This is a genomic window from Calorimonas adulescens (assembly GCF_008274215.1).
Taxonomy (GTDB): Bacteria; Bacillota; Thermoanaerobacteria; order Thermoanaerobacterales; family UBA4877; genus Calorimonas; species Calorimonas adulescens.
Window position 1 is genome coordinate 177,284 of the sequence record NZ_VTPS01000001.1, and the last position, 26,359, is coordinate 203,642.

At 40.3% G+C, this 26,359-nt stretch carries 32 protein-coding genes, 1 other RNA gene and 1 other annotated feature; all 33 genes read right to left on the bottom strand.

The features are described from left to right. Positions 1-6: 6 nt before the first annotated feature. The 33 genes from FWJ32_RS01010 to FWJ32_RS01160 all read right to left on the bottom strand — a co-directional run bounded on the left by FWJ32_RS01010 (position 7) and on the right by FWJ32_RS01160 (position 26,353). Positions 7-456 carry an RrF2 family transcriptional regulator gene (locus FWJ32_RS01010; protein WP_149544114.1) on the bottom strand — a complete coding sequence of 150 codons (450 nt, stop codon included), beginning with the start codon at positions 454-456 and terminating at the stop codon, positions 7-9. 74 nt (positions 457-530) lie between these two features. After that, positions 531-1,853: a replication-associated recombination protein A gene (locus FWJ32_RS01015; protein ID WP_149544115.1), complete on the bottom strand. Its 1,323-nt coding sequence runs from the start codon at positions 1,851-1,853 to the stop codon at positions 531-533. A gap of 15 nt (positions 1,854-1,868) precedes the next feature. Further along, positions 1,869-2,915 carry a low-specificity L-threonine aldolase gene (gene ltaE / locus FWJ32_RS01020; protein WP_149544116.1) on the bottom strand — a complete coding sequence of 349 codons (1,047 nt, stop codon included), beginning with the start codon at positions 2,913-2,915 and terminating at the stop codon, positions 1,869-1,871. 35 nt (positions 2,916-2,950) lie between these two features. Next, positions 2,951-3,961 carry a DUF3048 domain-containing protein gene (locus FWJ32_RS01025; protein ID WP_149544117.1) on the bottom strand — a complete coding sequence of 337 codons (1,011 nt, stop codon included), beginning with the start codon at positions 3,959-3,961 and terminating at the stop codon, positions 2,951-2,953. A gap of 86 nt (positions 3,962-4,047) precedes the next feature. After that, positions 4,048-4,470: a SoxR reducing system RseC family protein gene (locus FWJ32_RS01030; RefSeq protein WP_162523455.1), complete on the bottom strand. Its 423-nt coding sequence runs from the start codon at positions 4,468-4,470 to the stop codon at positions 4,048-4,050. Positions 4,471-4,480: 10 nt separating this feature from the next. Further along, positions 4,481-4,780: a metal-sensitive transcriptional regulator gene (locus FWJ32_RS01035; protein ID WP_149544119.1), complete on the bottom strand. Its 300-nt coding sequence runs from the start codon at positions 4,778-4,780 to the stop codon at positions 4,481-4,483. Positions 4,781-4,856: 76 nt separating this feature from the next. Then, a non-coding RNA gene (ssrS, locus tag FWJ32_RS01040) (6S RNA) lies at positions 4,857-5,039 on the bottom strand. 58 nt (positions 5,040-5,097) lie between these two features. Continuing rightward, entirely contained in the window at positions 5,098-6,879 is a 1,782-nt protein-coding gene (gene aspS, locus FWJ32_RS01045; protein ID WP_149544120.1) for an aspartate--tRNA ligase, read from the bottom strand. Continuing rightward, positions 6,872-8,146 (bottom strand): histidine--tRNA ligase, encoded by a 1,275-nt coding sequence (gene hisS / locus FWJ32_RS01050; protein WP_149544258.1) that lies wholly within the window; start codon positions 8,144-8,146, stop codon positions 6,872-6,874. Before hisS ends, aspS begins: the two co-directional genes overlap by 8 nt. 49 nt (positions 8,147-8,195) lie before the next feature. Continuing rightward, positions 8,196-8,408 (bottom strand) — a binding site (T-box leader). 124 nt (positions 8,409-8,532) lie between these two features. Further along, on the bottom strand, positions 8,533-9,156 hold the full coding sequence (locus FWJ32_RS01055) for an MBL fold metallo-hydrolase (RefSeq protein WP_149544121.1): 624 nt from the start codon (positions 9,154-9,156) through the stop codon (positions 8,533-8,535). Positions 9,157-9,168: 12 nt separating this feature from the next. Then, the gene (gene dtd, locus FWJ32_RS01060; RefSeq protein ID WP_149544122.1) at positions 9,169-9,618 is read right to left on the bottom strand and encodes a D-aminoacyl-tRNA deacylase; all 450 of its coding nucleotides are present in this window, start codon (positions 9,616-9,618) and stop codon (positions 9,169-9,171) included. A gap of 11 nt (positions 9,619-9,629) precedes the next feature. Further along, positions 9,630-11,843 (bottom strand): RelA/SpoT family protein, encoded by a 2,214-nt coding sequence (locus FWJ32_RS01065; protein WP_149544123.1) that lies wholly within the window; start codon positions 11,841-11,843, stop codon positions 9,630-9,632. A gap of 95 nt (positions 11,844-11,938) precedes the next feature. Then, the gene (locus FWJ32_RS01070) at positions 11,939-12,466 is read right to left on the bottom strand and encodes an adenine phosphoribosyltransferase (RefSeq protein ID WP_149544124.1); all 528 of its coding nucleotides are present in this window, start codon (positions 12,464-12,466) and stop codon (positions 11,939-11,941) included. A 92-nt stretch (positions 12,467-12,558) separates the two neighbouring features. Beyond that, on the bottom strand, positions 12,559-12,948 hold the full coding sequence (locus tag FWJ32_RS01075) for a lipopolysaccharide assembly protein LapA domain-containing protein (protein WP_149544125.1): 390 nt from the start codon (positions 12,946-12,948) through the stop codon (positions 12,559-12,561). A gap of 52 nt (positions 12,949-13,000) precedes the next feature. Continuing rightward, complete coding sequence (locus tag FWJ32_RS01080) at positions 13,001-14,653, bottom strand: ABC1 kinase family protein (RefSeq protein ID WP_149544126.1); 1,653 nt, start codon at positions 14,651-14,653, stop codon at positions 13,001-13,003. Between the two features lie 67 nt (positions 14,654-14,720). After that, on the bottom strand, positions 14,721-15,032 hold the full coding sequence (locus tag FWJ32_RS01085) for a phasin family protein (RefSeq protein ID WP_149544127.1): 312 nt from the start codon (positions 15,030-15,032) through the stop codon (positions 14,721-14,723). 18 nt (positions 15,033-15,050) lie between these two features. Further along, entirely contained in the window at positions 15,051-15,956 is a 906-nt protein-coding gene (gene secF / locus FWJ32_RS01090; RefSeq protein ID WP_149544128.1) for a protein translocase subunit SecF, read from the bottom strand. A gap of 12 nt (positions 15,957-15,968) precedes the next feature. Continuing rightward, on the bottom strand, positions 15,969-17,204 hold the full coding sequence (secD, locus tag FWJ32_RS01095) for a protein translocase subunit SecD (RefSeq protein ID WP_149544129.1): 1,236 nt from the start codon (positions 17,202-17,204) through the stop codon (positions 15,969-15,971). Between the two features lie 171 nt (positions 17,205-17,375). After that, the gene (locus tag FWJ32_RS01100) at positions 17,376-17,888 is read right to left on the bottom strand and encodes a gamma carbonic anhydrase family protein (RefSeq protein WP_149544130.1); all 513 of its coding nucleotides are present in this window, start codon (positions 17,886-17,888) and stop codon (positions 17,376-17,378) included. Further along, complete coding sequence (gene scfB / locus FWJ32_RS01105) at positions 17,885-19,240, bottom strand: thioether cross-link-forming SCIFF peptide maturase (protein WP_149544131.1); 1,356 nt, start codon at positions 19,238-19,240, stop codon at positions 17,885-17,887. The genes FWJ32_RS01100 and scfB overlap by 4 nt, the downstream gene beginning before the upstream one ends. Before the next feature lie 82 nt (positions 19,241-19,322). Next, complete coding sequence (gene scfA, locus FWJ32_RS01110) at positions 19,323-19,457, bottom strand: six-cysteine ranthipeptide SCIFF (protein ID WP_149544132.1); 135 nt, start codon at positions 19,455-19,457, stop codon at positions 19,323-19,325. Between the two features lie 67 nt (positions 19,458-19,524). Beyond that, a complete protein-coding gene (locus FWJ32_RS01115) occupies positions 19,525-19,899 on the bottom strand; it encodes a TIGR04086 family membrane protein (RefSeq protein WP_149544133.1) in 375 nt (124 codons plus the stop codon). Between the two features lie 91 nt (positions 19,900-19,990). Continuing rightward, positions 19,991-20,314: a preprotein translocase subunit YajC gene (yajC, locus tag FWJ32_RS01120; protein ID WP_149544134.1), complete on the bottom strand. Its 324-nt coding sequence runs from the start codon at positions 20,312-20,314 to the stop codon at positions 19,991-19,993. A 27-nt stretch (positions 20,315-20,341) separates the two neighbouring features. After that, entirely contained in the window at positions 20,342-21,463 is a 1,122-nt protein-coding gene (gene tgt, locus FWJ32_RS01125; RefSeq protein WP_149544135.1) for a tRNA guanosine(34) transglycosylase Tgt, read from the bottom strand. A 5-nt stretch (positions 21,464-21,468) separates the two neighbouring features. Continuing rightward, positions 21,469-22,104, bottom strand: coding sequence for a transporter associated domain-containing protein (locus FWJ32_RS01130; protein WP_149544136.1), 636 nt, complete (start codon positions 22,102-22,104; stop codon positions 21,469-21,471). A 223-nt stretch (positions 22,105-22,327) separates the two neighbouring features. After that, positions 22,328-22,969 carry a hypothetical protein gene (locus FWJ32_RS01135; protein WP_149544137.1) on the bottom strand — a complete coding sequence of 214 codons (642 nt, stop codon included), beginning with the start codon at positions 22,967-22,969 and terminating at the stop codon, positions 22,328-22,330. 15 nt (positions 22,970-22,984) lie between these two features. Further along, on the bottom strand, positions 22,985-23,134 hold the full coding sequence (locus tag FWJ32_RS13235; protein WP_162523456.1) for a hypothetical protein: 150 nt from the start codon (positions 23,132-23,134) through the stop codon (positions 22,985-22,987). A gap of 17 nt (positions 23,135-23,151) precedes the next feature. Beyond that, a complete protein-coding gene (locus FWJ32_RS01140) occupies positions 23,152-23,643 on the bottom strand; it encodes a hypothetical protein (RefSeq protein WP_149544138.1) in 492 nt (163 codons plus the stop codon). Between the two features lie 51 nt (positions 23,644-23,694). Further along, positions 23,695-23,871, bottom strand: a complete 177-nt coding sequence (locus FWJ32_RS13240) for a hypothetical protein (RefSeq protein WP_162523457.1) — start codon at positions 23,869-23,871, stop codon at positions 23,695-23,697. Next, positions 23,872-24,306: a hypothetical protein gene (locus FWJ32_RS01145; protein WP_149544139.1), complete on the bottom strand. Its 435-nt coding sequence runs from the start codon at positions 24,304-24,306 to the stop codon at positions 23,872-23,874. Between the two features lie 321 nt (positions 24,307-24,627). Next, positions 24,628-25,017 carry a hypothetical protein gene (locus tag FWJ32_RS01150; protein ID WP_149544140.1) on the bottom strand — a complete coding sequence of 130 codons (390 nt, stop codon included), beginning with the start codon at positions 25,015-25,017 and terminating at the stop codon, positions 24,628-24,630. Positions 25,018-25,034: 17 nt separating this feature from the next. After that, complete coding sequence (locus tag FWJ32_RS13390; protein ID WP_203227528.1) at positions 25,035-26,054, bottom strand: N-acetylmuramoyl-L-alanine amidase; 1,020 nt, start codon at positions 26,052-26,054, stop codon at positions 25,035-25,037. A gap of 14 nt (positions 26,055-26,068) precedes the next feature. Next, positions 26,069-26,353: a hypothetical protein gene (locus FWJ32_RS01160; protein ID WP_149544141.1), complete on the bottom strand. Its 285-nt coding sequence runs from the start codon at positions 26,351-26,353 to the stop codon at positions 26,069-26,071. Between the last annotated feature and the right edge of the window lie 6 nt (positions 26,354-26,359).

The window sequence follows — 26,359 nt, forward strand, 5'->3', positions numbered from 1 at the left end:
ACCAACCTATATATAAAACATATAGGACTCATCGGGATGTAATCTTCTGTAATCGTCCACCATGTCTTGCAGAGTTATAGAGTCTACCACCTGATTTATGCTGTCTCTTACTTTTTTCCATACTATCCTGGTTGGGCAGTACCCCGATCTGTCGCAGACATTTTCTTCATCATCAATCACGCATTCAACTGGAGCCAGAGGCCCTTCCAGTACACGTATCACCTGACCGACCGTTATCTCTTCTGGAGATCTTGAAAGTACATATCCACCCTGTGCGCCTCTTGTACTGCTTACCAGTCCAGCTTTCCTCAGAGTAGCAATAAGCTGTTCAAGATAATGCTCTGATATATACTGTCTGTCTGCGATTGTTTTAAGCGATAAAGGTCCCTCTCCATAATTTATTGCCAGTTCAAACATAGCCCGAAGGCCATACTGACCTTTTGTCGATAATCTCATGAGAACACCACCTTTAAATACCTACTAATATACTCGGAATTACACATTAAAAATAACATATATATTTGTTATAGTCAACAGTTTGACCTTAAGAATTCAAGCCATTGTTTTATTTTTGCTTCATATCCCTGCTCTGTTGGATTATAATATTTCTTATCCTCAAAACCTCTGGGCAGATACTGTTGTTTTACATAATGGTTTGGGAAATCATGAGCATATTTATACCCCACACCATGGCCTAATTTACCCGCACCATCATAGTGGGCGTCTTTGAGATGGGCAGGTACCTCTCCTCCTGCACTTCTCTTTACATCCTCAAGGGCCATATCAATACCAATAATAGTGGAATTGCTCTTTGGAGCACAGGCCACGTAAAGGGCTGCCTGGGCCAGTATAATCCTTCCTTCAGGCATCCCAATCCTTTCTACAGCCTGTGAAGCCGCAGTTGCTATTATAATAGCCCTCGGGTCTGCATTACCCACATCCTCCGATGCACATATCATTATTCTCCTGGCAATAAATTTTGGGTCTTCTCCTGCTTCTATCATCCTGGCCAACCAGTATAAGACTGCATCGGGGTCAGAACCTCTCATACTCTTAATAAAAGCAGATATTATATCATAATGGTTATCCCCATCCTTATCGTACTTTAATACCTTATGCTGCGCAGAGTCTGCTATGGTGTTTACATCCAAATTTATTACGCCATTGCTATCGGGAGGCGTTGTGAGGTAAGCCAGTTCCAGTGCATTTAGTGCTACTCTGGCATCACCATCTGCTATCTCACAGAGATATTTTATGGCAGCATCATCAATTTTAATTTTTGACCTGCCCAACCCTTTATTTTCATCCTTAATAGCCTTTAATATAATGGCTAAAATATCGTCCCTTGTGAGCTTTTTCAGTTCCACCACGAGAGAGCGCGAAATCAAGGCGCTGTTTACCTCAAAATAGGGATTTTCTGTGGTTGCGCCAATAAGTATTATTGTGCCATCCTCTACAGCAGGTAAAAGAGCATCCTGTTGAGCTTTATTAAAACGATGTATTTCATCAATAAAAACAATGGTCTTTTTGTTATACATTCCCAGCCTATCACTGGCCTCCTGTATAACCCTCTTTATGTCAGCTACTCCAGATGTAACTGCATTTATCCTTTCAAAGTGCGATTTAGTTGTATTGGCTATTATATGGGCAAGACTCGTCTTACCCGTACCAGGAGGGCCATAAAGTATAAGGGATGTGAGCCTATCAGCCTCTATAGCTCTGCGCAGGACTTTCCCTTTTCCAAGTATATGTCCCTGCCCAACAAACTCATCAAGGGTGTCAGGCCGCATCCTCATAGCCAATGGCATCGTAGACCTTGAATTTTTCTGTCTTGAATACTCAAAGAGGTCCATAAGAATATTCCCTCCCTAAATACCAACTAATTCTCGCGATATCTCCTGCACTGCCTTTAAAACTGTCTGTATATCCTCCCTTGTCACATCTTTGTGCGTGACAAACCTCATACCGTAGTCGGGTGACCCGTTAGCTTTAATTCCTCTGTCATACAACATGGAGGCGAACCTGTCACCATTTATACCAAGGCCTTCTATGCTAAAGACTATTATGTTAGTCTGCACAGTTTCCATATTTATGTCTATACCCTTTATATTGGCCAGGCCTTCAGCTAAAACTCTAGCATTTTCATGATCTTCTGCCAATCTGTCTACCATCTCCGTAAGTGCGACAATACCTGCCGCTGCAAGAAAACCAGATTGCCTCAGACCCCCTCCAAGCATTTTACGGTATTTCCTTGCCTTTTTTATAAAATCCTCTGAACCCACCAGTAGAGAGCCAACTGGTGCACAAAGCCCCTTAGAGAGACAAAACTGCACGCTATCCGCATACCTTGCAATCTCTTTTGCAGGCACGCCAAGGTATATGGCTGCATTAAATATCCTTGCACCATCCAGGTGTACTGGTATATTGTGCCTGTGAGCCATTTCATATATATCCCTCATGTGTTCTACTGGTGTCACAGTGCCTCCTGCCCTATTGTGGGTATTTTCAAGGCATATCAGGGCAGTTTTAGGATAGTGAATGTTTTCAGGCCTTATGGCCTTTTCTATATCCTCCACCTGCATTATTCCGTTATGGCCTCTTACGGCCTTTACCTGTACACCAGATAAAAATGCCGTACCTGCAACCTCATGGGTAAATATATGCGCCGTCTCTTCTAATATTATTTCATCGCCACGATTTGTATGTGAAAGAACGGCTGTCTGGTTACCCTGGGTACCGCTGGTAACAAAAAGTGCTGCTTCCTTACCCATTATCTCGGCAGCCATTTCCTCAAGTTTATTTACTGTAGGGTCTTCACCATATACGTCATCGCCTACCTCTGCCCTGTACATAGCGTCCCTCATGGCTTGCGTTGGCTGTGTAACAGTATCGCTTCTGATGTCAATATACCTCATATAAATTCCTCCTCACCTATTATTAAAAGTTAACATCATTTAATTTTTATATCAAGCTCAGAAGGTACAATATTCACCCATGTCTTCCCTGGATTTAATGCTATTTCACTGCCGTTTTCATCATAATACTTCGCCGGAGATGTCTCTCCAGTCCTCATCCACCTGCCCTTAATCTCCTTGCCCCCAGTTACTATTATTGCACTGCCACTGCCAGTCATGGTAATTTCCAGCCTTCCTTCTTTATCAAGCACCCTGTGTTTATGAAACTCTACTATTATGTTATCAGCATAAAGCTGTTTGCCGCTTTCCCTGTCCACATGTTTTTTATCACCTATGTACCTCATATAGTGTCCGGTTTCTTCATCATAAATATACTTTGTATCAAAATCTTTATTGTATGGTATGCCAATAGAGTATACCTCTCTGGTATTGCCGTTATCATTAAAATTAAAGTTATAGATATACCCATCAGACACAGGATTGAATTCTGTAAGCTTGTTTAGGGATATGTAAGTAGCATGAGGGTCTTTCCGTGTCTTATCTTTATAGAATGGCTTATCCATGTGCATTGCGTCAAAATCTCCCAGTTTTAGCCGCTTTATATCTGAGTATGCCTGCGCTGACCCACCCACATGGACAAATTCTGCTCCCCAGCTTTTAGCTATTGCTACAAAATAGGGCCTTGCACTTCTTACCGGTCCTACAATCTCTGGATATGTATTGTTATATAGGGCAAGAAATCTGGTTATACCACCCTCAGCCAGTGCTTCATAAACAATGTCTGCGTCTATAAGACCTGACTGCGGCCTGGCCGCCGGCGTATTCTCAATAATTACAGCAAAAAGCCTATTTCCCGGTGGTGTAGTTGAAATCCCAGTTGTCTTTGATGGATATGTGTTTAAATCCCCCTTGTCATCTGTAGCAGAGATTATATTATCAGACTGCTTATTTTCACTGTCAGGCTGCTTGACATCTGTCCCACTTTTACCACTACAACCAGCCGCTAACACAACAATCAGCATGAGAATAAGGAAAAATCTTTTCATCTAAGACATCGTCCCCCGAATGTGGTTGTTTATTCTAATTATCCCTTTACAAAATATTGTTGTCAATAAAAAAATAGCGCTCTGCGCTATTTGACAACATGCTTTATAATTGGCTTAAACCTGCTGCCCTCTTTGAATCTCGGTTCAAAAAATCTGATAACAACATATGAAATTATTGTAAATGTAAACCCAAAAACAGCACCTATTATCTCATTAGGTTTATCAAACCCAAGGTATGGCGAAATAAAATACCCAACAAAAATTCCTACGAAGAATGCAACCAATGGTATACCATAGAGGATTAATGAGGCACTTAAAAAGCCATTATTCTCCATCTCAACCTCTACCTCATCTCCTTCTTTTGCACCAGCCTCATTGTAGACATCAAGAAAGAAGTCCTCACCCCTGCTCACAGGGCACGCATGGCAACTCCCGCACATTTCACTCCGTACAACCACAATCTTTGCTATGTTACCATTAGTTTTGACTACCCGGGCCCTCTCAAGCATATGCATCACCTCACTTCATAAATTTAAGGACAGTATCGACAAGCTCATCCATCATTTCGTCCTGCTTATCCGTATTTAAAGCGTTTTTTACACAACCCATGGCATGACTTCTTAAAAGTATTGCTCCTACCTTCTCTAAAGCAGACTTTGCTGCTGCAACCTGTATCAGGACATCTACGCAGTACTTGTCGTCTTTAATCATATTCTGTATTCCTTTAATTTGTCCCTCTATCCTGCTAAGCCTTTTTAACAGGTCATCCTTTTTATCTTCATAAGAATAAGTGTTATGACAATGTTCCATCTCTTCCATTTAAGTCACCCCCCATAATACCCCTTACGGGTATCTATGATGATTATATAATTTCTTAACATAAAAGTCAATAAAAAAGCTCCCCACAGTGCCGCTCATTGAGTGGTTGTTGAACCTGCTCTCTCACAGGTGGGTGCCCTCCTGACTGCCGCACATTTCCACTCTAAGGAGGCCTATGTTTGCACAGCCAGAGACCGGGCTCCCTTTATATTGGTGTTGGCCCAATATCTCACTCAACTCCCGCACACTGCAGGGTTACCTTTCATTTATTATGATAACACCTTTTTATTATAATTTCAAGGGAAAAGGTTTCCTACTTACAGGTCTAATTTTATATGAAGTTCTTCCAGCTGCTTTGTATCCACTTCGGAAGGTGCTCCACTTAACAAACATGACGCATTCTGGGTTTTTGGGAATGCAATGACATCCTTTATGCTCTCACTTCCTGTAAGAAGCATAACCATACGGTCAAACCCATAGGCTATACCCCCATGAGGAGGCACACCATATTTGAAAGCCTCAAGGAAAAATCCAAACCTGCTTTGAGCATCTTCATCTGAAAATCCCAGTATGTTAAACATTTTTTTCTGCATCTCTCTGGTATGTATTCTTATGCTTCCACCTCCAAGCTCAGTACCGTTCAAAACCATATCATATGCTTTTGCCCTTACCTTACCTGGTTCGCTATCCAATAGAGGTATATCTTCATCTCTAGGGGATGTAAATGGATGATGTTTTGCAACATATCTATCCTCCTCTTCACTCCACTCCAATAATGGAAAATCTACTACCCAGAGTAGTTCATACTTATCCTTATCGATCATGTTTAATTTGTTACCAAGTTCAAGCCTAACATGGCCCATTGCATCACACGTCTTTTCAAATTCACCCGCAGCAATTAATATAAGGTCACCTGGCTTTGCAGATGTAACCTTCAATATGCCATCAAGCTCTTCATTGGTCAGGTATTTGGTGAGAGATGATTTAATCTCCCCATCATGGGTATACGTCACCCACAACAGGCCTTTGGCTCCATAAGTCTTTGCCACCTCGGACAAACTATCTATTTCTTTTCTCGCGAAAACTGAGCATCCTTTTGCATTAATGGCTTTTATACACCCTCCATTGGCCACTGCTTCTTTAAAAGCATTAAACGACGAATTCTTTAAGACATCAGACAGCTCCAAGAGTTCCATGCCAAACCTTAAATCTGGTTTATCGGAACCATATCTACTCATAGCTTCATAATAGCTCATCCTTTTTAATGGAAGTTTTATTTCTATTCCCATTATCTCTTTAAATACAGTGGCAATAAGTTTCTCATTAATATTAAGCACATCATCCATATCGACAAAAGACATCTCTATATCAATTTGTGTAAACTCAGGTTGCCTATCAGCCCTAAGGTCTTCATCCCTAAAACACCGTACTATCTGGTAATATCTATCAAAACCTGATATCATAAGCAACTGCTTAAAAAGCTGCGGGGATTGTGGCAGAGCATAAAACTTGCCTGGCTGCACACGGCTTGGAACCAGATAGTCCCTTGCACCCTCAGGTGTGCTTTTGGTAAGCATAGGGGTTTCGATCTCTAAAAAGCCATTATCATACAGAAAGTCTCGAACAACCTTGGCTATCCTGTGCCTTGTGATAATGTTCTTTTGCATTACAGGCCTCCTGAGGTCAAGATACCTGTATTTCAACCTGACATTATCTGCAGCTTTTGTGCTGTCATCCACTAAGAACGGTGGTGTCTCTGACCTGCTCAATATCTTAAGTTCTTTAACCTTTACCTCTATCTTGCCTGTAGGTATCTTATCATTCACCGCTTCCGGTGCCCTTTCTACCACAGTACCTGATACAGCTATAACAAACTCGTTCCTCAATTCACCCGCTCTTGAAAAAAGATTTGAATCCCATTCCTCATTGAACACAATCTGGACAATTCCAGTTCTATCTCTCAGGTCAATAAATATGAGACTTCCTAAGTCCCTTCTCCTGTTGACCCACCCCATCAGTGTTACTTCTCTCCCAGAATCTTTTAAATCAAGTTCACCGCACATATCCGTCCTTTTCATCCCGCTCAGAAGCTCACTCATTATACCTTCCCCCTATTATTTCTTTGACTTTTATAAGTCCTTCATTGTCAATATTAATCTCTGTCGTAGTTCCATCTGACATATTTTTAATAACTGCTTTTCCGCTTTTTATTTCATCGTCACCTATTACTATTGCATACCTTGCATTAAGCTTACCGGCATATTTCATCTGCGCTTTAAGGCTTCTACCCATATAATCGGTTTCTGCTGCAATGCCAAGATTTCTTAAAAAATAAAGAATCTTGAGGGCTGTCTTTTTAACTTCATCGCCTACAGGCGCTACATAGACATCAAGAGGTTTAGGTTCGGGTATTTTAATGCCATAAGCATCCAACACACTTAAAAGCCTTTCTATTCCAAGCCCAAATCCTATACCAGGTACATCAGGACCTCCACATTCCTTTACAAGTCCATCATACCTTCCACCTCCACACACCGTACCCTGTGAACCAATGTTTTCTGATATAATCTCAAACGCCGTTTTTGTATAATAATCCAGCCCCCTTACTATTCTCGGATCTATCTCATAACCAATACCAAGTATATCAAGATATTCTTTGAGCTTATTAAAGTGGGCTTTACAATCATCACACAGGTAATCCAGCATGATAGGCGCATTCTTCAGTCTGTCGCTGTCCACCTTGCAGTCTAATACCCTCATAGGGTTTCTTTCATATCTGGACCTGCAATCAGTGCAAAGTTCTTGAAGCTTCGGTTTCAGATATTCCTTTAATGCCGCATTATATGTCCTCCTGCACTCAGGACATCCCACGCTGTTAATATGGAGTTTCAGATCATTTATGCCAAGCCTGCTGAAGAAATTTACAGCCAGTGATATAACCTCTGCATCTATAGCAGGATCACTGCTGCCAAAAGATTCAATGCCAAACTGGTGAAACTCTCTCAATCTGCCTGATTGAGGCCTTTCATACCTGAAGGCAGGTATTATATAGTAAAATTTTGATGGTTGCTGCTCCGCATATATATTATTTTCTATAAATGCTCTTACCACAGGTGCTGTACCTTCAGGTTTTAATGTTATACTTCTGCCGCCTTTATCTATAAAGGTATACATCTCTTTTTCTACAATATCTGTTGTTTCCCCAACGCCTCTTTCAAAAAGTTCCGTGTGCTCAAAGGTTGGTGTCCGTATTTCCTTGTAATTAAAGTCTCTACATATTTCGATAAACTTCTCCTCTACAAACCTCCATCTGTACACGTCTCTGGGCAGTATATCCTTTGTGCCACGAGGAGCTTTGGTAAGCACTACAAACACCTCCTGAATCATATATAAATACCCCCGTCCCTGACTATATGCCAGGGACGGGGGTTACCCGCGGTGCCACCCTGATTGGTTTTACCCATCTCAGTTAAAATAACGCAGACTATGCGTACAGACCTACTAAAAAATTTCAGTCTGTAAACTCCCAGGTGTCCTTCACAGGTTCCCTTTCCCTGAAAGGGCTCTCAGTCATGACCCTTTCTCCCTGTAGGAGGCAATCTGCTACTCTCCTGTTCATCATTTTTATCAATATGAAATTTTAACGGCAACTTGATATATTTGACGTATAATAATTGCCTCTTATGTGGTGAGTTACTATATATGATAATGGATAGGTTAAATAATGTCAATAAAAAAATCATCATTATCCACTATTTCATAAATAGATTCAGTTTTTTTTCTTTGCCTATCGTCGTAGAGGGACCATGGCCTGGCCACACCTCCATCTGGTCTGGGAGTTTTTTAAATACCTCGTCAATTGTTCTTCTAAGGACATAAGGAGATCCTCCTGGAAAATCAGTCCTGCCTACAGAACCAGCAAATAAAGCGTCGCCACATATACACTTGTTGTCAATTATCAGTGAGATACTCCCGGGCGTATGCCCAGGGGTGTGCCTTACAGTAACCATCATATTACCAACACTGATTATGTCGCCATCTTCAACCCATTTGTCACCTTTCATGGAGACACTCTGTCCTGATATCCATGGCGAAAGGTTCATCTCTGGATTTTCCAAGACCTCTTCCTCAAGTCTATGAAGTATGACTTTATCCACACCAGTTTCTGTCCTAATATCATTAAGTGCCCCCCAGTGGTCATAATGGGCGTGAGTCAGTACAATGTATACAATGTTGCTGTCGGTCCTGCCTATCAGATCCAATATCTTTTCCGGCTCATCCCCAGGATCTACGACAATGGCATCTCTCGTCTCTTCATCTCCAATTATATAGCAGTTGGTCATACCAATGCCGACTGCTACTCTTTCAAAAATCATAGCTACAGCCTCCTAAAACTGTTTTTCACTATCCATAAGTATGGTTACAGGCCCATCGTTCTCTATTTTAACAAGCATCATTGCCTGAAATATTCCATTTTCCACTTTTATACCGTATCCCATACACTTTTCTACAAAATACTCATACATTTCCCTTGCCTTATCTGCTCCTGCAGCTCTCATGTAATTGGGACGCCTACCTTTTTTGCAGTCACCATACAGGGTAAACTGTGAAACGATAAGTAGTTCTCCTCTTATATCGAGGAGGGACAGGTTCATCTTACCCTCACTGTCATCAAAAATCCTTAAATTCATTAGTTTGTCTGCAAGATAATCAGCATCATCTTTTGTATCATCAGCTTTTATACCAAGAAGTGCCACAATCCCCGAACCAATGCTGCCCACTATCCTGCCATCAACCTCAACACTACCTGACCTTACCCTTTGCACAACAAGTCTCATCGCCACACCTCTCAAACAGCATTTATCCTGAATACATCCTTTACACCATTTAACCCTTTAAGACGGGTCATTATCTTTTCTAGTTCATCTTTCGTATTTATTTCCAGGGTCATGTTAATCACAGCCCTGTTATCCCTACCTGTCCTGGCGTTTACGGCCTTTACTGGAACTTTATTATCCGAAAGCACTCCGGTAATTTCTGAAAGCAAACCATATCTATCTATAGCATAAACCTGTATGTCAGCCTGATAGGTATCAGTTACTCTGCTACCCCAATCAACTGTTATAAGCTTGCTTTTATCTACACTTGGACCGTTTACATTAGGACAATCAACCCTGTGTACAGACACACCTCTTCCCTTAGTGATATAGCCAATTATCTCATCTCCAGGTACAGGGCTACAGCATTTAGCGATTCTGATAAGAATGTTATCCACACCAGGCACACGTATGCCGTTTTCGGTCTTTTCTCTTCTTTCTTTTTTAGGTCTTGCCTCAGTTCGGCCCTCTTCTACACCACCCCTTGTTAATTCCTTGCGTTCTTTGTATATTTCCCGTATTCGCGGCATTATCTGAGAAGTGGCCAGGCCACCATATCCTATAGCAGCATAAAGGTCATCCACGCTTTTTATTCCTATCCTCTTCGCCACTTCTTCCAATATTTCCTCATTGGAAACATCTTTCAATCTGCGTATCCTGAGAAGCTCATGCTCAATTATATCCTTACCTCTTGCAATATTTTCTTCTCTTCTCTCCTTTTTAAACCACTGCTTTATCTTATTTTTTGCCTGAGAACTTTTTACGATACTCAGCCAGTCACGGCTTGGACCCCTGTCAGGACTTGTCGAGGTAATGATTGTCACTATATCCCCATTATTTAACCTATAATCCAGTGGTACAAGCTTGCCGTTTACCTTTGCCCCGACACACTTATGTCCTATATCAGTATGAATCGTATAAGCAAAATCTATAGGTGTTGAGCCAATTGGCAGGTTTATGACATCACCCTTGGGCGTAAACACATAGACCTCATCAGTAAAAAGGTCTATCTTAAGTGTCTCCATAAACTCCCTGGCATCCTTTAGCTCACCTTGCCACTCCAAAAGTTGCCTTAACCATGCAAGTTTTTCATCGAACTGATCCTCATTCCTTTTACCTTCCTTATATTTCCAGTGGGCTGCTATGCCAAATTCCGCTGTTCTGTGCATCTCCCATGTCCTTATCTGTACCTCAAAAGTTTCTCCGCCCGGACCTATTACTGTTGTATGGAGAGACTGGTACATATTAGGCTTGGGCATAGCAATATAATCTTTAAATCGCCCCGGAATAGGCTTCCACATCGTGTGCACAATACCAAGTACCCCATAGCAGTCTTTAACTGTATCTACTATCACCCTGATAGCAGTAAGGTCAAATATTTGCTCAAAATTCTTACCCTGTTCTTTCATCTTTTTATATATGCTATAAAAATGTTTGGGGCGACCGTCAATGGTAGCTTTGATGCCAACCTCGTCCATTTTTCCCTTAAGTTCTTTAATGATATTTTTTATATATTCTTCTCTCTGTGCCCTTTTTTTTGCAACTTTTTCTACCAGGTCGTAATATCCCTCAGGATCAAGATATCTCAAGGACAAATCCTCTAACTCCCATTGTATTTTGGAAATACCAAGCCTGTGCGCTATTGGGGCATAAATCTCCAGCGTTTCCTGAGCTTTCTCTCTCTGCTTATCCGGAGGCATATATTTAAGCGTCCTCATGTTATGAAGCCTGTCGGCCAGTTTAATAAGTATTACCCTTATATCCTTTGACATGGCCAACAGCATCTTGCGCATGTTTTCTGCCTGTTCCTCAACTCTTGTAGAGCTGTCCCTATTCTCTTTCTTTGTCTGGTCATCCATTTTTGTAGTGTTGCTCAATTTGCCAAGTTTAGTGACACCATCAACAAGGTCTGCTATCTCACTGCCAAACTCATTTTTGAGCTGCTCATAGGTAGTATCCGTATCTTCAATGACATCATGGAGCAGGCCAGCACAAATAGTTGGCGTATCTATTTGCAAATCAGCCAATATTTCAGCCACCGCTGTTGGATGTATTATATATGGTTCACCAGAAAAACGCATCTGACTGGCATGTTTATCTACGGCATAGTTATATGCCTTTTCAATAAGCTCTATATTTGCATTTTTGTTGTACTCCATGACTTTATATAACAGGTCATCTAACATATTTCCACCCTTTTAATAAGATTTATTATTTAGTAATATTAAAACAGACTATGTACATACTATCCTGGACACAATGCCTATGAGCGGAGAGCATCTTAAACCGGATATTCCACTAAACTTTTTACATCATAGTTTTTCAAGCGTTCTCTCCCACCAAGCTCTGTAAGCTCAATGAGAAAAACAAATGCCTCTACTATACCACCTAATGATTCTACCAGATGGGCTGTGGCTGAAACTGTTCCGCCTGTAGCTAAAAGATCATCAACTATTATCACCCTCTGGCCAGGCCTTATTGCGTCCCGATGTATTTCAAGAGCGTCCATGCCATATTCCAGTTGATATTCATATTTCTCCACATCGGCTGGAAGTTTACCTGGTTTACGTACCGGGACAAATCCCGTACCCAGCTCATACGCCATTGCCGAACCCATAATAAACCCCCGTGCCTCAGGGCCAACAACAAGGTCAATATCTCTGCCGTAGAAGTCCTCGCACATTTTTTTTATCACATATCTAAAAGCTTTAGCGTCATTTATCACTGGTGTAATATCTTTAAAGCTTATACCTTCTTTGGGAAAATCTTCTTTAATTCTGATCATGGATTTAATAGTTGTAAGATCCATATTTCAACCTCCCACTAAACATCAATTTTTGTTTTAACTAAACTATTATAATCTATTAATGATAGTATATCAAGAACGTTAATTGATGAACATCAACTTTCATTCGGATGTTCTTTCCCATATGTCTGGTTATTGCTTTCATCTTCGTCCTTTGATACATGTGTATCTCTACCGGTTGCAGCCTCAATCTCTCTTTGTAGTCCCTGAAGCTGAACCCTTAATTCCTCATTCTCTTTCTCAAGGTTCTTAATCCTGTTATTTAAACCCCTTACCTTAATACCATGGCTTACCTGCCCGAATACCCCTACTATCCCTATGGCAACAGCACCTGTGGCAGCAGACAGCAAGATTACCAGTGCCTGCGATATAGTGTAATGCCAGTATAAGAAATTAATATCAACTGGAGCAGCATTAGAGATTGCAAAAATAGATACTAAAATGGCAAATATCAAGACAAGTATTATATAATACTGACCCTTCACGTTTTTATTCCCCCTTCTCCCAATAGAATTCGATACCCCACGTAAAATTCCTCTATCTTGGCCTGTGAAATATTGTGCTGAACAACAACCAGAATCCCAAAATCGCAGTTATAGTAAATGTTAAAAACCCTATAAACGGCATTCCAAAAATATATGGTTTAATGTCTATCTGCATAAACATGGCAGATGATATTGACATAGCAGCCACAAGGACACTTAAAGATAACTTATTGGAAGCGTAATTAATATCATTGCGTATCTTCTGCGTCTCAACGAATTTGATCTTTAAATCCATGTCATTATTTTCCAGTTTTTTTAATATTTTTGAAAGCTGGTTAGGAATCCTAACGGTATTCCATACTGAGTTCTTAACATTATCAAATCCTTCTTTAATCATTGACCGATAATCATAAATATCAGATAAATTTTGGAGCAAAAACTGGGAGGCAGCCTCGGAAAGTTTAAATTCGGGATCCAATTGTCTCCCAACCCCTTCAATGGTTATAAGTGCTTTCACCAAGAGTGTAAAGTCAGCCGGTAAGCGAACATGAAATTTGTATATTATGTTCATAAATCTGTGTAAAATTTCTTCCAATTGCACATTTTCCAGTGGATTTAAATAAAGTTCATTAAACATGGCGCCTAGCTCTCTCGAAAGCCCTATGTAATCGGTATCGCTATCTAAGGCGTGCAGCTCTCCAAGCCCATCTATTACCATATCTACATCCTGACGTATAAAAGACATAAATAATGTTCTTACAAATTTCATAAGATGTCTATCCAGATGACCTACAACCCCGAAATCGATCAAGGCTATCCTTTCATCTGATTGAACAAAAATATTTGAGGGGTGTGGATCTCCGTGAAAATACCCAAAAAGAAATACCTGTTTCATAAATGTAAAGGCGCCCAGCTCAGCTATCTTTCTTATATTATACCCGGCACCCTTTATCTTTTCTATCTCTCTTACTGGTATACCATTAACACGCTCCATCGTAAGAACTTTTTTACTGGTATAATCCCAATATATCCTGGGTATATAGACAGACGGATCATCTTTATAAAGTTCCTTAAATTTTTCTGTATTTCTCCCCTCCTGAAGATAATTCAGTTCTCCCATTATGCTTCTTGATATTTCTTCAATCACCTCGGTATATGAAACAGACCCTTCCTCATCTCTCTTGTCCAGAAACCTTGCAATTTCAAACAGGATGTCTAAATCGCTCTCAATGGTATCTTCAATTCCGGGACGCTGGATTTTTACAATCACCTCACTGCCATTTTTAAGAACAGCACTATATGCCTGTCCTATCGATGCTGAAGCAATTGGTACAGGATCAAACTTCACAAAAACATCTGATAAAGGCTGACCAATCTCATCCTCAAATATCTGGTATGCTTTGGCAGTTTCAAAGGGTTCCACATCATCCTGCAAGTGCGAAAGTTCATATGCTAGCCTTTCTGGTATAATATCTGTTCTCGTACTTAAAATTTGGCCAAACTTAATAAAAGTTGGACCCAGTTCTTGAAAGCACTGTCTTACTCTGTTTTCAAAGGGTATCTTTTCTATCGCTCTATTTCTCGGTAGCATCCTGTAAGTGATACGGTCAGCTATCTCATAAATCCCATATTTGACAAATGTATCTACTATCTTACTTAACCTTAATAAGTTCCTTTTTTTTACATGTATCTTAAATATGTCCATCCTATCACCTATTTTTAAAGGGTGGTATAATACTCATTTACTGTATTATAGCCACCCTTCAAATGCTTTACTCCTTATCAAATTTATTTTCGAGTTCTGCCAATCTTATGTTTAATTCATTAATCTTCGAAAGCAGTTCCTCATACTCATCTCTGGTAATGAGATTTGCTTCCTTCACCATGGCATTGAACTCCTTTTCGAGCTTCTCCTTCAACATGTTCTTCTGCTTATCCGCATTATCCATTAACTTTGATATGAAGTCGCTTTTCTCTTCTTTAGCCAGCTCACCGCGTCTGATGAGTTCCTGAGATATTTCTTCAGCCTTATCCCTGGTCATATATAAAGCCCCCAGCCCCATCAGAATGGCCTCTCTTAACATATTTTACACCCCCATAATTTATGTGGTCCTCAGACCCGATTTCGCAGTAGATTTTACGCTCTTTTCATTTCTCTTCCAAAGGTACCATATTGGTGAAGCAATAAAGATTGAAGAATACGCACCACTGGCAATACCAACAATCAATGGCAATGCGAATTCCTTTATAGAGCTTGGACCTATGAAATAAAGTATTGTAATTGTAAACAGCGTGGTCAGCACTGTATTTATTGACCTTGTCATTGTCTGGCTTATGCTTTTGTTGATAAGCTCCTCTATAGTCATTTTGCTCTTGCTGTTCTTGAGGTTTTCTCTTATCCTGTCAAATATAACTATAGTATCGTTTATAGAATAACCAAGTATCGTCAACATCGCTGCAACAAAAGAACTGTTAATCGGGATCTTAAAAAGGGCATACACGGCATATGTCACAAGCAGGTCATGTATCAATGCAATTATAGCCGCAACGCCAAACTTATATTCAAACCTTATGGCAATATATATGAGCATAGCCACAGAGGTAACGACGACTGCAATCAATGCATTCCTTCGTAATTCGCTCCCAATGGTTGGACCTACCTTATTTATTGAGAGTATAGCATCATTCTTTAGGTCATATTTTTTAAGTATATCATTTATTATACTCTGTCTCTGTTCATCAGGCATATCAACAGTCTTAATTATCACCTCATGCCTATAATCCCCAGCTTGCTGTACAAAACTATCCTTTCCAACATTATACTTGTTTAAAATCTCATAGATATCGCTGTTATTAAATTCTTTGCCTATATTTATCTGGATTATCGTACCTCCGGTAAAGTCAATGCCGAACTGCACTCCATAGACAAATGTGGCAACTATACCAGCCAGTATTACTACTAGAGATATAACAAAAAATATATTTCTCTTGCCGATAAAATCAAACATCCCAAGGCCTCCTTATAGACCGAATAACTTCGGGTTCTTTGTAATATTCATACCAACGACAGTGTTTAATATATATTTCATTAAGACCACTGCGGTCAACATGCTGGCCAGGACACCTATGGAAAGGGTAATAGCAAAACCTTTGATCGACCCTTCCCCAAGGAAGAAAAGGACAGCACAGGCAATGAGTGTCGTAACATTTGAGTCCACAACAGTCACTAAAGCCCTGCTAAACCCCTGGTCTATTGACGCCCTGAGGCTCTTTCCATTTTTTAACTCTTCTTTTATCCTTTCAAAGATAATTACATTGGCATCTACTGCCATACCAATTGAAAGTATAACACCGGCTATACCTGGAAGTGTCATTGTAACCTTGATAGCTGCAAAAACTATAAATGAAATTATAATATAAATCACCAATGCTATGTCTGCTACAAATCCTGGCAATTTATAATATGCAAGCATAAATAGCATGACAAGAAGTACCCCGTATATGCCAGCCTGTATGCTCTTGGTAAGCGCGTCCTGTCCAAGAGTTGGCCCCACTGTTCTTATCTCAATAGGCTTTAGGGGTACAGGCAAAGCACCTGACCTTATCTGAATCGCAAGCTTTGATGCCTCATCAAAATTCTCAAGGCCGGTGATTACTGCTTCGCCACCCGTAATCTTAGACCTAACTACAGGAGCAGATATCACCTTGTCATCAAGGACTATGGAAATCTGTTGATTCAAATATTTTTCTGTGGCATCAGCAAACTTCTTGGCTCCATCCGGGGTCAAACTTAGTGTAACCTGTGGGGTTTCCACTCCCATCTCATCTTTACCAAGTACAGCCCTTGAATCTTTTACATCAGCACCTGTTAAAACTATCTTCCCATCTGGACCAATAAACTGAAGCTGGGCTGTCTGTCCAAGGAAGTTAATAGCACTTTCAGGATCACTTACACCGGGAAGTTCAACCCGTATCCTGTTTGTACCTTCAGGTACAATAATGGGTTCTGTAACACCTAAAGCATTTACCCTGTCATTTATTACGACAATGGCTTTTGATATGTCATCCTGAGTCACATTACCCTGTGCCTCCATGATGGCATAAACACCGCCTTTCAGGTCAAGACCTTGGCGTATACTGTTCTTGATAGGCTCAATCTTAAAGCTTCCTATAGTTATACCCTGCAACATCACAAAGGATACGATAGCTATAATTGCTATAATTATGGCAAATTTTACTGCATTTTTTACCCTCATCTAATTACGACCCCTTTCTCCAAATCATAAGTTCATTATAAGACTTTTGTGTGGGGACGTCAACAAATTAACAGTCAATCCCCTTTCCATAATTATATAGACCGATACTATTTTACAGCAATATTTCTATAACTTCAATAAATATTGCCTATTTTAACCATGGTACATATATTATTTAATGGCAGCAATATGTTCAAAAGCAAGTTTACTATAATTTAAAGCACTATCTCTTATATGCCTTATCTCATCTTCATTAAGCTCCCTTACGATCCTTGCTGGGTTGCCATACACTAAACAGTTTGAAGGAATGCTTTTACGCCCTGCTATTAAAGCGCCGGCACCAATTATGACATTATCTCCTATTGATACATTATCTATAATTATGGCACCCATCCCAACAAGAACATAATCACCTATGGTACATCCGTGAACTACAGCCTTATGTCCAACAGTAACATAATTCCCTATATGTGTTTCGGAGTTTTCGTTTACGTGAATCACACAGCCGTCCTGTATGTTTGTATATTTTCCTATGGTAATCTTGTTGACGTCACCCCTTATTATACTTCCATACCACACACTGGAAAAATCATCTACATGTACATCGCCTATGATAGTAGCACCTTCTAATATATAAGCTTTAGGGCTGATAACAGGTTTTTTGGAATTATACTGCAAAATCATGAAGATTCACCTACCATTTTCTTTAGCTGCATCGCTATTGCGTACTCCAGCCGTTTTTTAGTTATCTCACAACCCAGTCTGTACGTCTTATCAAGCCCGCCGCCAATCTTTATGTTGGATGCATGACAACCGCCGCTGCAGTAAAATTTTGCCCAGCAGTTTCTGCACTCTTCTTTCGTATATATATTGCTGTTTAGAAACGCCTTTCCTATATTTTCATCTTTTATCCCATCAAAAATATTGCCCATAACGTATTCATCCATCCCTACAAACTGATGACAGGGATATATCTTACCTGATGGGTCAACCGCCAGGTATTCAAACCCTGCCCCGCAACCTGTTATCCTTTTGAGTATACATGGACCACCGTTTAGGTCTATATTAAAGTGATAAAAGTTTATAGGTTTCCCCTCTCTTTCCCTTTCTAAACAAAATCTCATAAGTTTCTCATACTCACTAAAGATTGATGGCAGATCATCCTCCGTTAATGCAAATCGTTCATCTTTTGATACTACAGGTTCCAAGGAAATCTCTTTATAACCAAGGTCGGCAATGGCTCTTACATCCTCTGTAAAATCAAGGTTACACCTTGTATATGTGCCCCTTATGTAGTACTCTTTGTCTCCTCTTTTGCTTAATAGTTTATTTATATTTTTTAAAACAATGTCATATGTACCTTCATTGGCGTGATTGTGTCTAAACCTATCGTTGACCTCTTTCCTGCCGTCAAGACTTAAGACCACATTATACATGTTCTCATTTATAAAATCTATTGCCCCATCATCTAATAGGGTTGCATTTGTGGTTATGGTAAAGCTGAATTCTTTATTATGCTCCATGCCCTTCTGTTTCGCATAGTACACCATGTCTTTCACAACATCAAAATTCATCAACGGTTCTCCACCAAAAAAGTCTATCTCCAGCAATTTAGTGTTTCCTGAGTTTTTTATTAGAAAATCTACACACTGTCTCCCTGTTTCCAAACTCATATAGCATCTATCTTGATTATAGCTTCCTGATGACGCAAAGCAGTAGTCACATTTTAAATTGCAGTCATGCGCAGGATGTACGCATAAAGCCTTAACTACTGGTTTATAGCCATTCATACTGTAACCCATACCGGGATCCATTGAGAACAGTTGTCCACCTTCAACAAGCTCATTTACCTCATTTATTGCTTCTGTTATTTCTTCTTCACCGTATTTAAATTTCAAAAGTTCAACTATTTCATCCTCCATATGGTTGGGATAAAGTTCCAATATATCATAGGTCAAATCATCTACAAGGTGAATAGACCCAGAGTTTACATCCAGCACTATATTTAGCCCATCAATTTTGAATCTATGAATCATATATATACCCATCCTCCAGGAAAAAATTTAAAAAGCAGTAGATATTAGATCAACTAATATTTACTGCTTAGCTGCCCATTTTTCAGTTTTTTGGGCATTTTTGATTTGCAACTGTGCAGGAGGTTTTGCATGCAGACTGACACGAGGCATGACATCCCTCACAATCAGATATATTCACTTTATTTTGAGGTACATTTAAAGTCCTAATATGTTTCAAACCAATCCCCTCCTAACGTTTAAATTCTTCATTATTATATCATAAGTTTGCTGATAAGAAAATAAGTTTATAGGTTTACCCCTAAGATACCACCAAGTGTTCCCACAAGTATTCCAACAGCAATGTCTACCAACAAATTTGTATCAGGCTGAAATTCCTTAAGTAATATCATTGAAAATACTAATAAGAGTGCTGTGTATATAAATCCAGCCAGTCCACCGGTTATCCATCCCTTGCTTCTTGTCTGTCTTGCTGACAGAATGCCAGATAAAAATATGGTAGCAGCCGACACAACTCTTGTTACAATCGGCATGGAACTTTCGGAAACTGAAGTGAACCTGAGTAGCATTCCGTAAATTAAAAATATGATTATGGCAATTATATATCCTATAAGCACGCTTTTGATAACACTTCTAAACGAGCTCGCCATTTCTCTGTCCAATACTATCCACCCCCTAAACACTTAATCATATTACAAAATATGATTCAAATAAAAAAATATAACCACAGAAAAAAGACTGCGAAGCAGTCTTTTACTGGTTGTTTCCTTCCTTTTTATCTTCTTTTTCCACTTTGTTCTCTTTTGACGGCGCCTTATTTAGTATACCACCAACAGCCCACTTGGCTATTTTCAGTTTCACCTTGTCTGCACCAACCTCTATAGTTACTGCATCGTCTTTAATGTTGAGTATTTTCCCGTAAATGCCACTTTTGGTTATGATCTCGTCTCCCGGTGTTAGCGAGGCCAACATCTCTTTTTCCTTTTTGTCCCTCTGTTGTTGTGGCAGTATGATAAGGAGATAAAATATACCTACGAAAACCACCAGCTCAATTATCAGGACCATCGTTTGGTTCATAATATCCCTCCCTTCTTTTTTTCTATTTTACAACTCATAACCATATTTTGCAAAGAATTCTTTCCTGAAATCCAGAAGAGAATCGTTTTTTATGGCTTCCCTTATCCTCTCCATTAGCCTTATTAAAAAGTATATATTGTGGTAAGTGGCAAGCCTGGCGGCCAATATCTCGCCTGCTTTAAAAAGATGTCTTATATAAGCCCTCGTATAATTTTTGCACACATAACAGTCACATTCATCATCAAGTGGAGTAAAGTCTTCTGCATACTGTGCATTTCTTATAACAAGTTTGCCATGGCTAGTCATGACGGTACCATTTCGGGCTATCCTTGTGGGCAAAACACAGTCAAACATATCAACGCCTCTTATGCTTCCTTCTATAAGGAGGTCTGGACTGCCAACGCCCATAAGGTATCTAGGTTTGTCCTTGGGCATATACTCCTCCACCAGTTCTATGATGTCCAGCATTATATTTTTTGGCTCACCAACACTCAACCCACCTATTGAGTACCCTGGGAAGTCCATATCTACCATCCTTTTCGCATTTTCTGTCCTTATATCTTCATATATTCCACCCTGGAGTATCCCAAAGAGTGCCTGCTCATCGGGCCTGTTGTGAGCTTTTTTACACCTTTGCGCCCACTTAATTGTCATGTCCGAGGACCTCTTTACATATTCCCATTCTGATGGATACGGAGCACACTCATCGAAACACATTATTATGTCAGCACCTAAAGCATTTTCTATTTCCATGGCTTTCTCCGGTCCAATAAAATGCCTGGACCCATCCAGATGGGATTTAAAATATACCCCCTCTTCATTTATTTCCCTGAGGTCTGACAGGCTGAATACCTGATAACCGCCACTGTCTGTAAGAATCGGCCTGTCCCAATGCATAAAGTTATGTAGTCCGCCGGCTTTTTTTACTATGTTATGGCCTGGCCTTAAGTAAAGGTGATAAGTATTAGACAATATTATCTGCGCACCAATATCCTTGAGCTCTTCAGGAGTCATAGCCTTAACCGTGGCCTGTGTGCCTACAGGCATAAAGATAGGCGTTTCAATAACCCCGTGAGGTGTATAAATTCTACCCAACCTTGCACGGGTATTCTTTTCTTCTTTTATCAACTCATACCTAAACTGTCCCAATATAGTTATTCCTCCTCGTCTAATTCCTTGGTGACTTTTACTTTTTCTATCAAATTATCTTCCATTTTAGCAATTTCAATATTAGCATTGTATATCGTAAGCTTTACCCCTTCTCGCAAGTCTATCTTATGGTCTTGTGCATAGCGTGAAAGAAGCCCGCCAATGGTATTGGCATAATCCTCAGGCAGATTCAACCCAACAATTCTATTTACATCTTTTATAGGTGTACTGGCACTCAAAGTCGTACCCTTTCTTCCTGATATGTCTTCAACAAAAAGATATTTTCTAATAGCAAATACACCTGCTATTGCCAGTATACCCAAAATAAAATCACCCATTCCCTTGCTGCTGATCAGTATTTTTCTGGCAATAGCAAAAAGCAACACTTCAATTATGCTGCCAGGAGTGTGGTTTATTAACATAACCACGAGCTCCACTCCCACAGCCATCAACAGGGCGTGACCTAAAAAGTTGGTTAAGAGGTCATAAGATATAACCTGATTGAAGAAAATAATCTGATAAATGTATTTTGCCAGGTCTGTAAAACTTATTATTATGGCCAAGATTATGAACAAAGCTATAAATATCTCTAAAAGCAGGGTTGAATTTACAAGACTCTTTTTTAGAGATCTTTTATACACTATTCATCCCCCATTCAATTAAATTATAAGCATAGCATCCCCCATGCTCACGGGAAGCAGGAGGAATGCTCATCATGCACTATCACAAGTAATTAATTATAACAAACATAGCGGTCTTTTTCAACCGCCGAAATTGCCTCTAAACAGCCCCGTTTTCATCATGTGGTATTTATGTATTCAAAGTTTCGTATGACTTTTGCACGGGGCTGTATTTTGATAAAAACTATATTTTGTTACCAATCTTATATACCTTATCTTTCCCTTTTCCGGAACCTTTAATGAATGAATCTATCCAAATAACTTTTCCGCTTTTGTAATGCCGGAAATGCCCTCGGACCGTAAACTGACCGCTTGGAGATTTTCGATATCCGGATGCAGCAAAGTGCCTTTTCCCGCTACTGCTTTTCATGAGATAAACTGTGGATGCCGAGCTTCTACTCTTCTTGCTTTGGTTTTTCTGAACATTTTTTCGCAGGCTGTGGACTTCGCTGTTCTCTCGTTCATTCTCTTCCAGGACTTCCGTCTCAGTTTCTTTGCAGTATGCCATAAAAGCCATTGCTGAACAGTAAACGGTGAGTACAGATTGCTTATCTTCACTGCTCAGGTCCGTTCTATCCTTAACCAAATCAAGCAGTCCGTCTGGTCGTATTCTATATTCCATCATTCCAAGACTTAATCCCTTATGACTTACATAGAGCCTTATCTTCGATTCATTCCGGAACCCTTTGATAACATAACCGGACTCGGTGCAATCTATCTTACATGCCGGTAAAACCGGAGGATACCGGCGAACAATGTCCTTGTTCTTGTCTCTCCAGTCAAGGAGAAACTCGGTATCCTTTATGGTTAAAACAATCTTATCCATCTTTCATCCTCCTCGTTAATTATCAGCCTCCTCTACTCTTATCAGCCAGTCAGGTCCGAATGCAATCCGGTATTCATTTCTCATGGCTATAGCTTCCTCTAAAGTATCAAATTCATCAATATCCTCCCATGGATGGCCTTTGTATTTGCCTCTAACTTTATACATTTACACTACCTCCTTGATTAACGTATGGCTTGATAGTGTTCTTCAAAGATTTCATCGATGGCATCAGCCGTATCCCCACATATGCTCCATTGTGCTTTATCGCCGCCCCACCAGAGCTTCACGGCTCTGTCACTGGTGTCAACTTCGATATGAGGTCCTCCGGTTGCTATTGTCACCGCAACACCTCTGTACTCACCATCACCGCCAATATGATATTCGATATCAAGAGCATCTTCAAAGTAGCTGTATAAATCAGTTGCTTCTCCATTATCCAGTTTTTCACGGATTGCTTCGAGTTCTTCCTTCATTTCTTGAAGTTCTTCTTGTTCCGCTTCGGTCAACTGGCCATTATCTTTGTCTTCATAATCTGCTATATCTTGTTCTAACTCTTCGGCTCGTTCTTCCAGCTCATCCCTGCTTTGCGGATTTGCAGATAACTCGTCAAGCTCTTGGGCTATTTTTCTTACCCTTTTCAGGCATTCTTCTTCGTAAAATCTACTATTACTCATCTTTCTACTCCTTTCTGGGCGGTTTCGCCGCCGCCCATCGGCTATTCATGTTTACTTTCTTTCATCCTCTTCAACCTTGATGCCGCAGTACGGGCAATACTTTATAGGAACCAGTTTTCCGTCTATTACCATGTAGGGCATTACATCATGCAGGTTAACTTCCGGCTTTCCGGTTCCCTGTCTGCAAGTGTGGACCAGGTGCTCATGACCAGGTACTTCTTTCAGCAACTATTTCACCTCCCCTGCCATGTAGTCATACAGCTTGGCTTTCAGCTTCATAACGTCGCACTCAAGGTCTTCAATCATTACTTTGTAGGATTCAGCCTGGTTTTTATATCCTGCGGCTTCTCTCTTTGCTGTCATTAACGCTTCATTAAGCTCTTCTATGTTTGTCTTTAACATTGACTCTCTTTTTAAAACTGTTTCATATGCTTCTTTAAGACTACTAAGCTGTTTTGCCATCTCTAATTTTGCATCTTCAGCTTTTTGCACTTCATTGATGTAATACCGAGTCGTACAGCCAAAATCGTTTTCAATATTCTGTTCTGCTATCTCAAAGGCTCCGTCGAATGCTGCTGCCAAGTAGCTATCTGTTCCAAGCTCTGCTACCATCTGTCTGATTTTTTCAAGAGTCTTGCGCTCCATTTCTTTGGTTGCTGTCATTTCAACTACCTCCTACTTACCGTTTGGTAAGTTTTAATTCTTGACTTCATTCTAACTTACCAATATGTAAGTGTCAATCAAATAATTTATTTTTTATAAAATTTTTTATTATCAAGTTTTACATTTATGGCAAAGGAGCAAAAGCCTCTGAGAGCTTCCCAGTTGCTTTATAAGCCTTGATAATGCAAGCCTATAGTTTTATATTCAAAACGTCTGAAAGCTTCTGAAAATCGAAAATCCCGTAAGCCTTGTAAATAGTGGATTTTTTGGCAAAAAAATAAAGCCCCCTCAAGGATTTTCTCCAAGAGAGGGCTTAACTTGTTACTTGCTCTTTTGTTCTTTGACGGCCTGTTCAATTTTTGCAGTGAGCCAGGTGTCGAGGTCTCCGTATAACGACTCAAGCAATTCTTTGGTTTTCTGCGATAACAGTTTAACAGCCATTTCTTTTGCTGTGTTAAACGCTGTCTTTTGTGCTTCTGCATCAAAGGTTCCTGCTTTCTTAAGGCTGTCAACATAGGTCTGCGCTGTGTAGGTTACTGCTGTATAAACGGCATCGGCGGCCTCGTAGAGAGCCTGTTGCAGGGTATCGTTGTCTATGGTGGCAATTGCTTCATTTGTTTTAGTCTTAAAGTATTTCACGAGGAAGGTAACTAAAACCGGTATGGCCGGAATGATTACTACCTGAATTAAAGTCGTAAGTATTTCGTTCACAATTCACTCCTCCTTTTTTATACGAGCGAAACATCACTGATGTTCACCCAGCTAACTATTTCTTTGAGCAACACTTTTCCGTCACCGAGTTGCTGCACCGTATATGTGTTATTTTTTACCCAGTCAGGGATTGCCTGGCCCGTACTATACTTGGCAGCACTGCTTTTAATCTTAACCTTGCTACCGACTGTTATGGATGCAGAAGCTGATTCTACACTGACCGTTGTTCCTCCCTGGGTGGTAATAAAGGTATCGAAGCCATCAGCCTTAAGCTTTGCAGCCATGTTGTCAGCATTTTCTTTCTTGGAATATGCTCCTACCTGAACTTTATACAGGTTTCCTACCTGCACAAGCATGGTATCATATCCCTTAGCCTTAATAGCCTCCAGTGTCTTTTCGGCATTGGCTTTAACCCCGTAGGCACCAACCTGCACCCTGTAAAGAACGGTCCCTGATGCTGAATTGCCTTGATTTCCTGTGGAGGATTCGCTGCCTTTCAATGCCGCTATGATAGCATCAAATTGAAATTCGGAGCCTGGGCAATTTGGCTTTGTGACCGGATTTATTTGATAGTGCCCGACAATATGTTCACGGTCAAGCGGTATTTCAACGCCGTAAATGCGTTTTACCTCGCTTCGGATAAATTTAATCAGTTCAATTGTAGCAGCAAGCTGTGCATCCGTGAGCTTACCCTTTGTCTTGGCCCATATCCCTTCATGTTCGATGCTCACGGTATAATAATTGGCATTGGTCTTACGCTCTCTAACGGCTGCAAGGGTACTTTTCCCGTAGTACACACTCGAACTTGCGTCTGTGCTGGTTCCGTTGCACCATGCTCCATCCGTGAGTGGAACAAGCTGTGATACTCTTCCATCCTGAGCGACTACGAAATGAGCCGATGCTTGAGCTTGCGGGTTGCAGAGCCAGCTTACTGCGCCTTCATAACTTCCTTCGGTAATGTGGCACACAATCATGTCAGGCTTCCAGCCTTTACGACCATCGTATTTGTTTGGTGACGGCCTCTGGGTTATGTTCATGTCTATCTCCCCTTTCAAACTTGACTATTTTGATTTCCGATGTCCTCGTCTGGGATGTATTTATCACCGTATAATTTCTTAAGCTTGATTTGGTTTTCCATCTTCGCCTTGTTATAATAAAAACCCGTAGCTGTTGCCATCTCTGCGGCTGCTGCGGGGATTAAATAACTTAGCGGAGTGAGGTCCATTGTTCTCCATATCATGATGCAAGCGAAAATGAGAACGAATAGGTTTACAATGGACACGCCAATGAATATTTTCTTTGAAAACTCAGGAGGATTTCTTTTCTTGCCTCGCATATAATC

Excerpts from the sequence above, each read along its gene's own strand:
- FWJ32_RS01010 (WP_149544114.1), bottom strand. The coding sequence starts at position 456 with ATGAGATTATCGACAAAAGGTCAGTATGGCCTTCGGGCTATGTTTGAA.
- FWJ32_RS01015 (WP_149544115.1), bottom strand. The coding sequence starts at position 1,853 with ATGGACCTCTTTGAGTATTCAAGACAGAAAAATTCAAGGTCTACGATG.
- ltaE (WP_149544116.1), bottom strand. The coding sequence starts at position 2,915 with ATGAGGTATATTGACATCAGAAGCGATACTGTTACACAGCCAACGCAA.
- FWJ32_RS01025 (WP_149544117.1), bottom strand. The coding sequence starts at position 3,961 with ATGAAAAGATTTTTCCTTATTCTCATGCTGATTGTTGTGTTAGCGGCT.
- FWJ32_RS01030 (WP_162523455.1), bottom strand. The coding sequence starts at position 4,470 with ATGCTTGAGAGGGCCCGGGTAGTCAAAACTAATGGTAACATAGCAAAG.
- FWJ32_RS01035 (WP_149544119.1), bottom strand. The coding sequence starts at position 4,780 with ATGGAAGAGATGGAACATTGTCATAACACTTATTCTTATGAAGATAAA.
- aspS (WP_149544120.1), bottom strand. The coding sequence starts at position 6,879 with ATGAGTGAGCTTCTGAGCGGGATGAAAAGGACGGATATGTGCGGTGAA.
- FWJ32_RS01055 (WP_149544121.1), bottom strand. The coding sequence starts at position 9,156 with ATGATTTTTGAAAGAGTAGCAGTCGGCATTGGTATGACCAACTGCTAT.
- dtd (WP_149544122.1), bottom strand. The coding sequence starts at position 9,618 with ATGAGACTTGTTGTGCAAAGGGTAAGGTCAGGTAGTGTTGAGGTTGAT.
- FWJ32_RS01065 (WP_149544123.1), bottom strand. The coding sequence starts at position 11,843 with ATGTTAGATGACCTGTTATATAAAGTCATGGAGTACAACAAAAATGCA.
- FWJ32_RS01070 (WP_149544124.1), bottom strand. The coding sequence starts at position 12,466 with ATGGATCTTACAACTATTAAATCCATGATCAGAATTAAAGAAGATTTT.
- FWJ32_RS01080 (WP_149544126.1), bottom strand. The coding sequence starts at position 14,653 with ATGGACATATTTAAGATACATGTAAAAAAAAGGAACTTATTAAGGTTA.
- FWJ32_RS01085 (WP_149544127.1), bottom strand. The coding sequence starts at position 15,032 with ATGTTAAGAGAGGCCATTCTGATGGGGCTGGGGGCTTTATATATGACC.
- secF (WP_149544128.1), bottom strand. The coding sequence starts at position 15,956 with ATGTTTGATTTTATCGGCAAGAGAAATATATTTTTTGTTATATCTCTA.
- secD (WP_149544129.1), bottom strand. The coding sequence starts at position 17,204 with ATGAGGGTAAAAAATGCAGTAAAATTTGCCATAATTATAGCAATTATA.
- FWJ32_RS01100 (WP_149544130.1), bottom strand. The coding sequence starts at position 17,888 with ATGATTTTGCAGTATAATTCCAAAAAACCTGTTATCAGCCCTAAAGCT.
- scfB (WP_149544131.1), bottom strand. The coding sequence starts at position 19,240 with ATGATTCATAGATTCAAAATTGATGGGCTAAATATAGTGCTGGATGTA.
- yajC (WP_149544134.1), bottom strand. The coding sequence starts at position 20,314 with ATGAACCAAACGATGGTCCTGATAATTGAGCTGGTGGTTTTCGTAGGT.
- FWJ32_RS01135 (WP_149544137.1), bottom strand. The coding sequence starts at position 22,969 with ATGGATAAGATTGTTTTAACCATAAAGGATACCGAGTTTCTCCTTGAC.
- FWJ32_RS13235 (WP_162523456.1), bottom strand. The coding sequence starts at position 23,134 with ATGTATAAAGTTAGAGGCAAATACAAAGGCCATCCATGGGAGGATATT.
- FWJ32_RS01140 (WP_149544138.1), bottom strand. The coding sequence starts at position 23,643 with ATGAGTAATAGTAGATTTTACGAAGAAGAATGCCTGAAAAGGGTAAGA.
- FWJ32_RS01145 (WP_149544139.1), bottom strand. The coding sequence starts at position 24,306 with ATGACAGCAACCAAAGAAATGGAGCGCAAGACTCTTGAAAAAATCAGA.
- FWJ32_RS13390 (WP_203227528.1), bottom strand. The coding sequence starts at position 26,054 with ATGAACATAACCCAGAGGCCGTCACCAAACAAATACGATGGTCGTAAA.
- FWJ32_RS01160 (WP_149544141.1), bottom strand. The coding sequence starts at position 26,353 with ATGCGAGGCAAGAAAAGAAATCCTCCTGAGTTTTCAAAGAAAATATTC.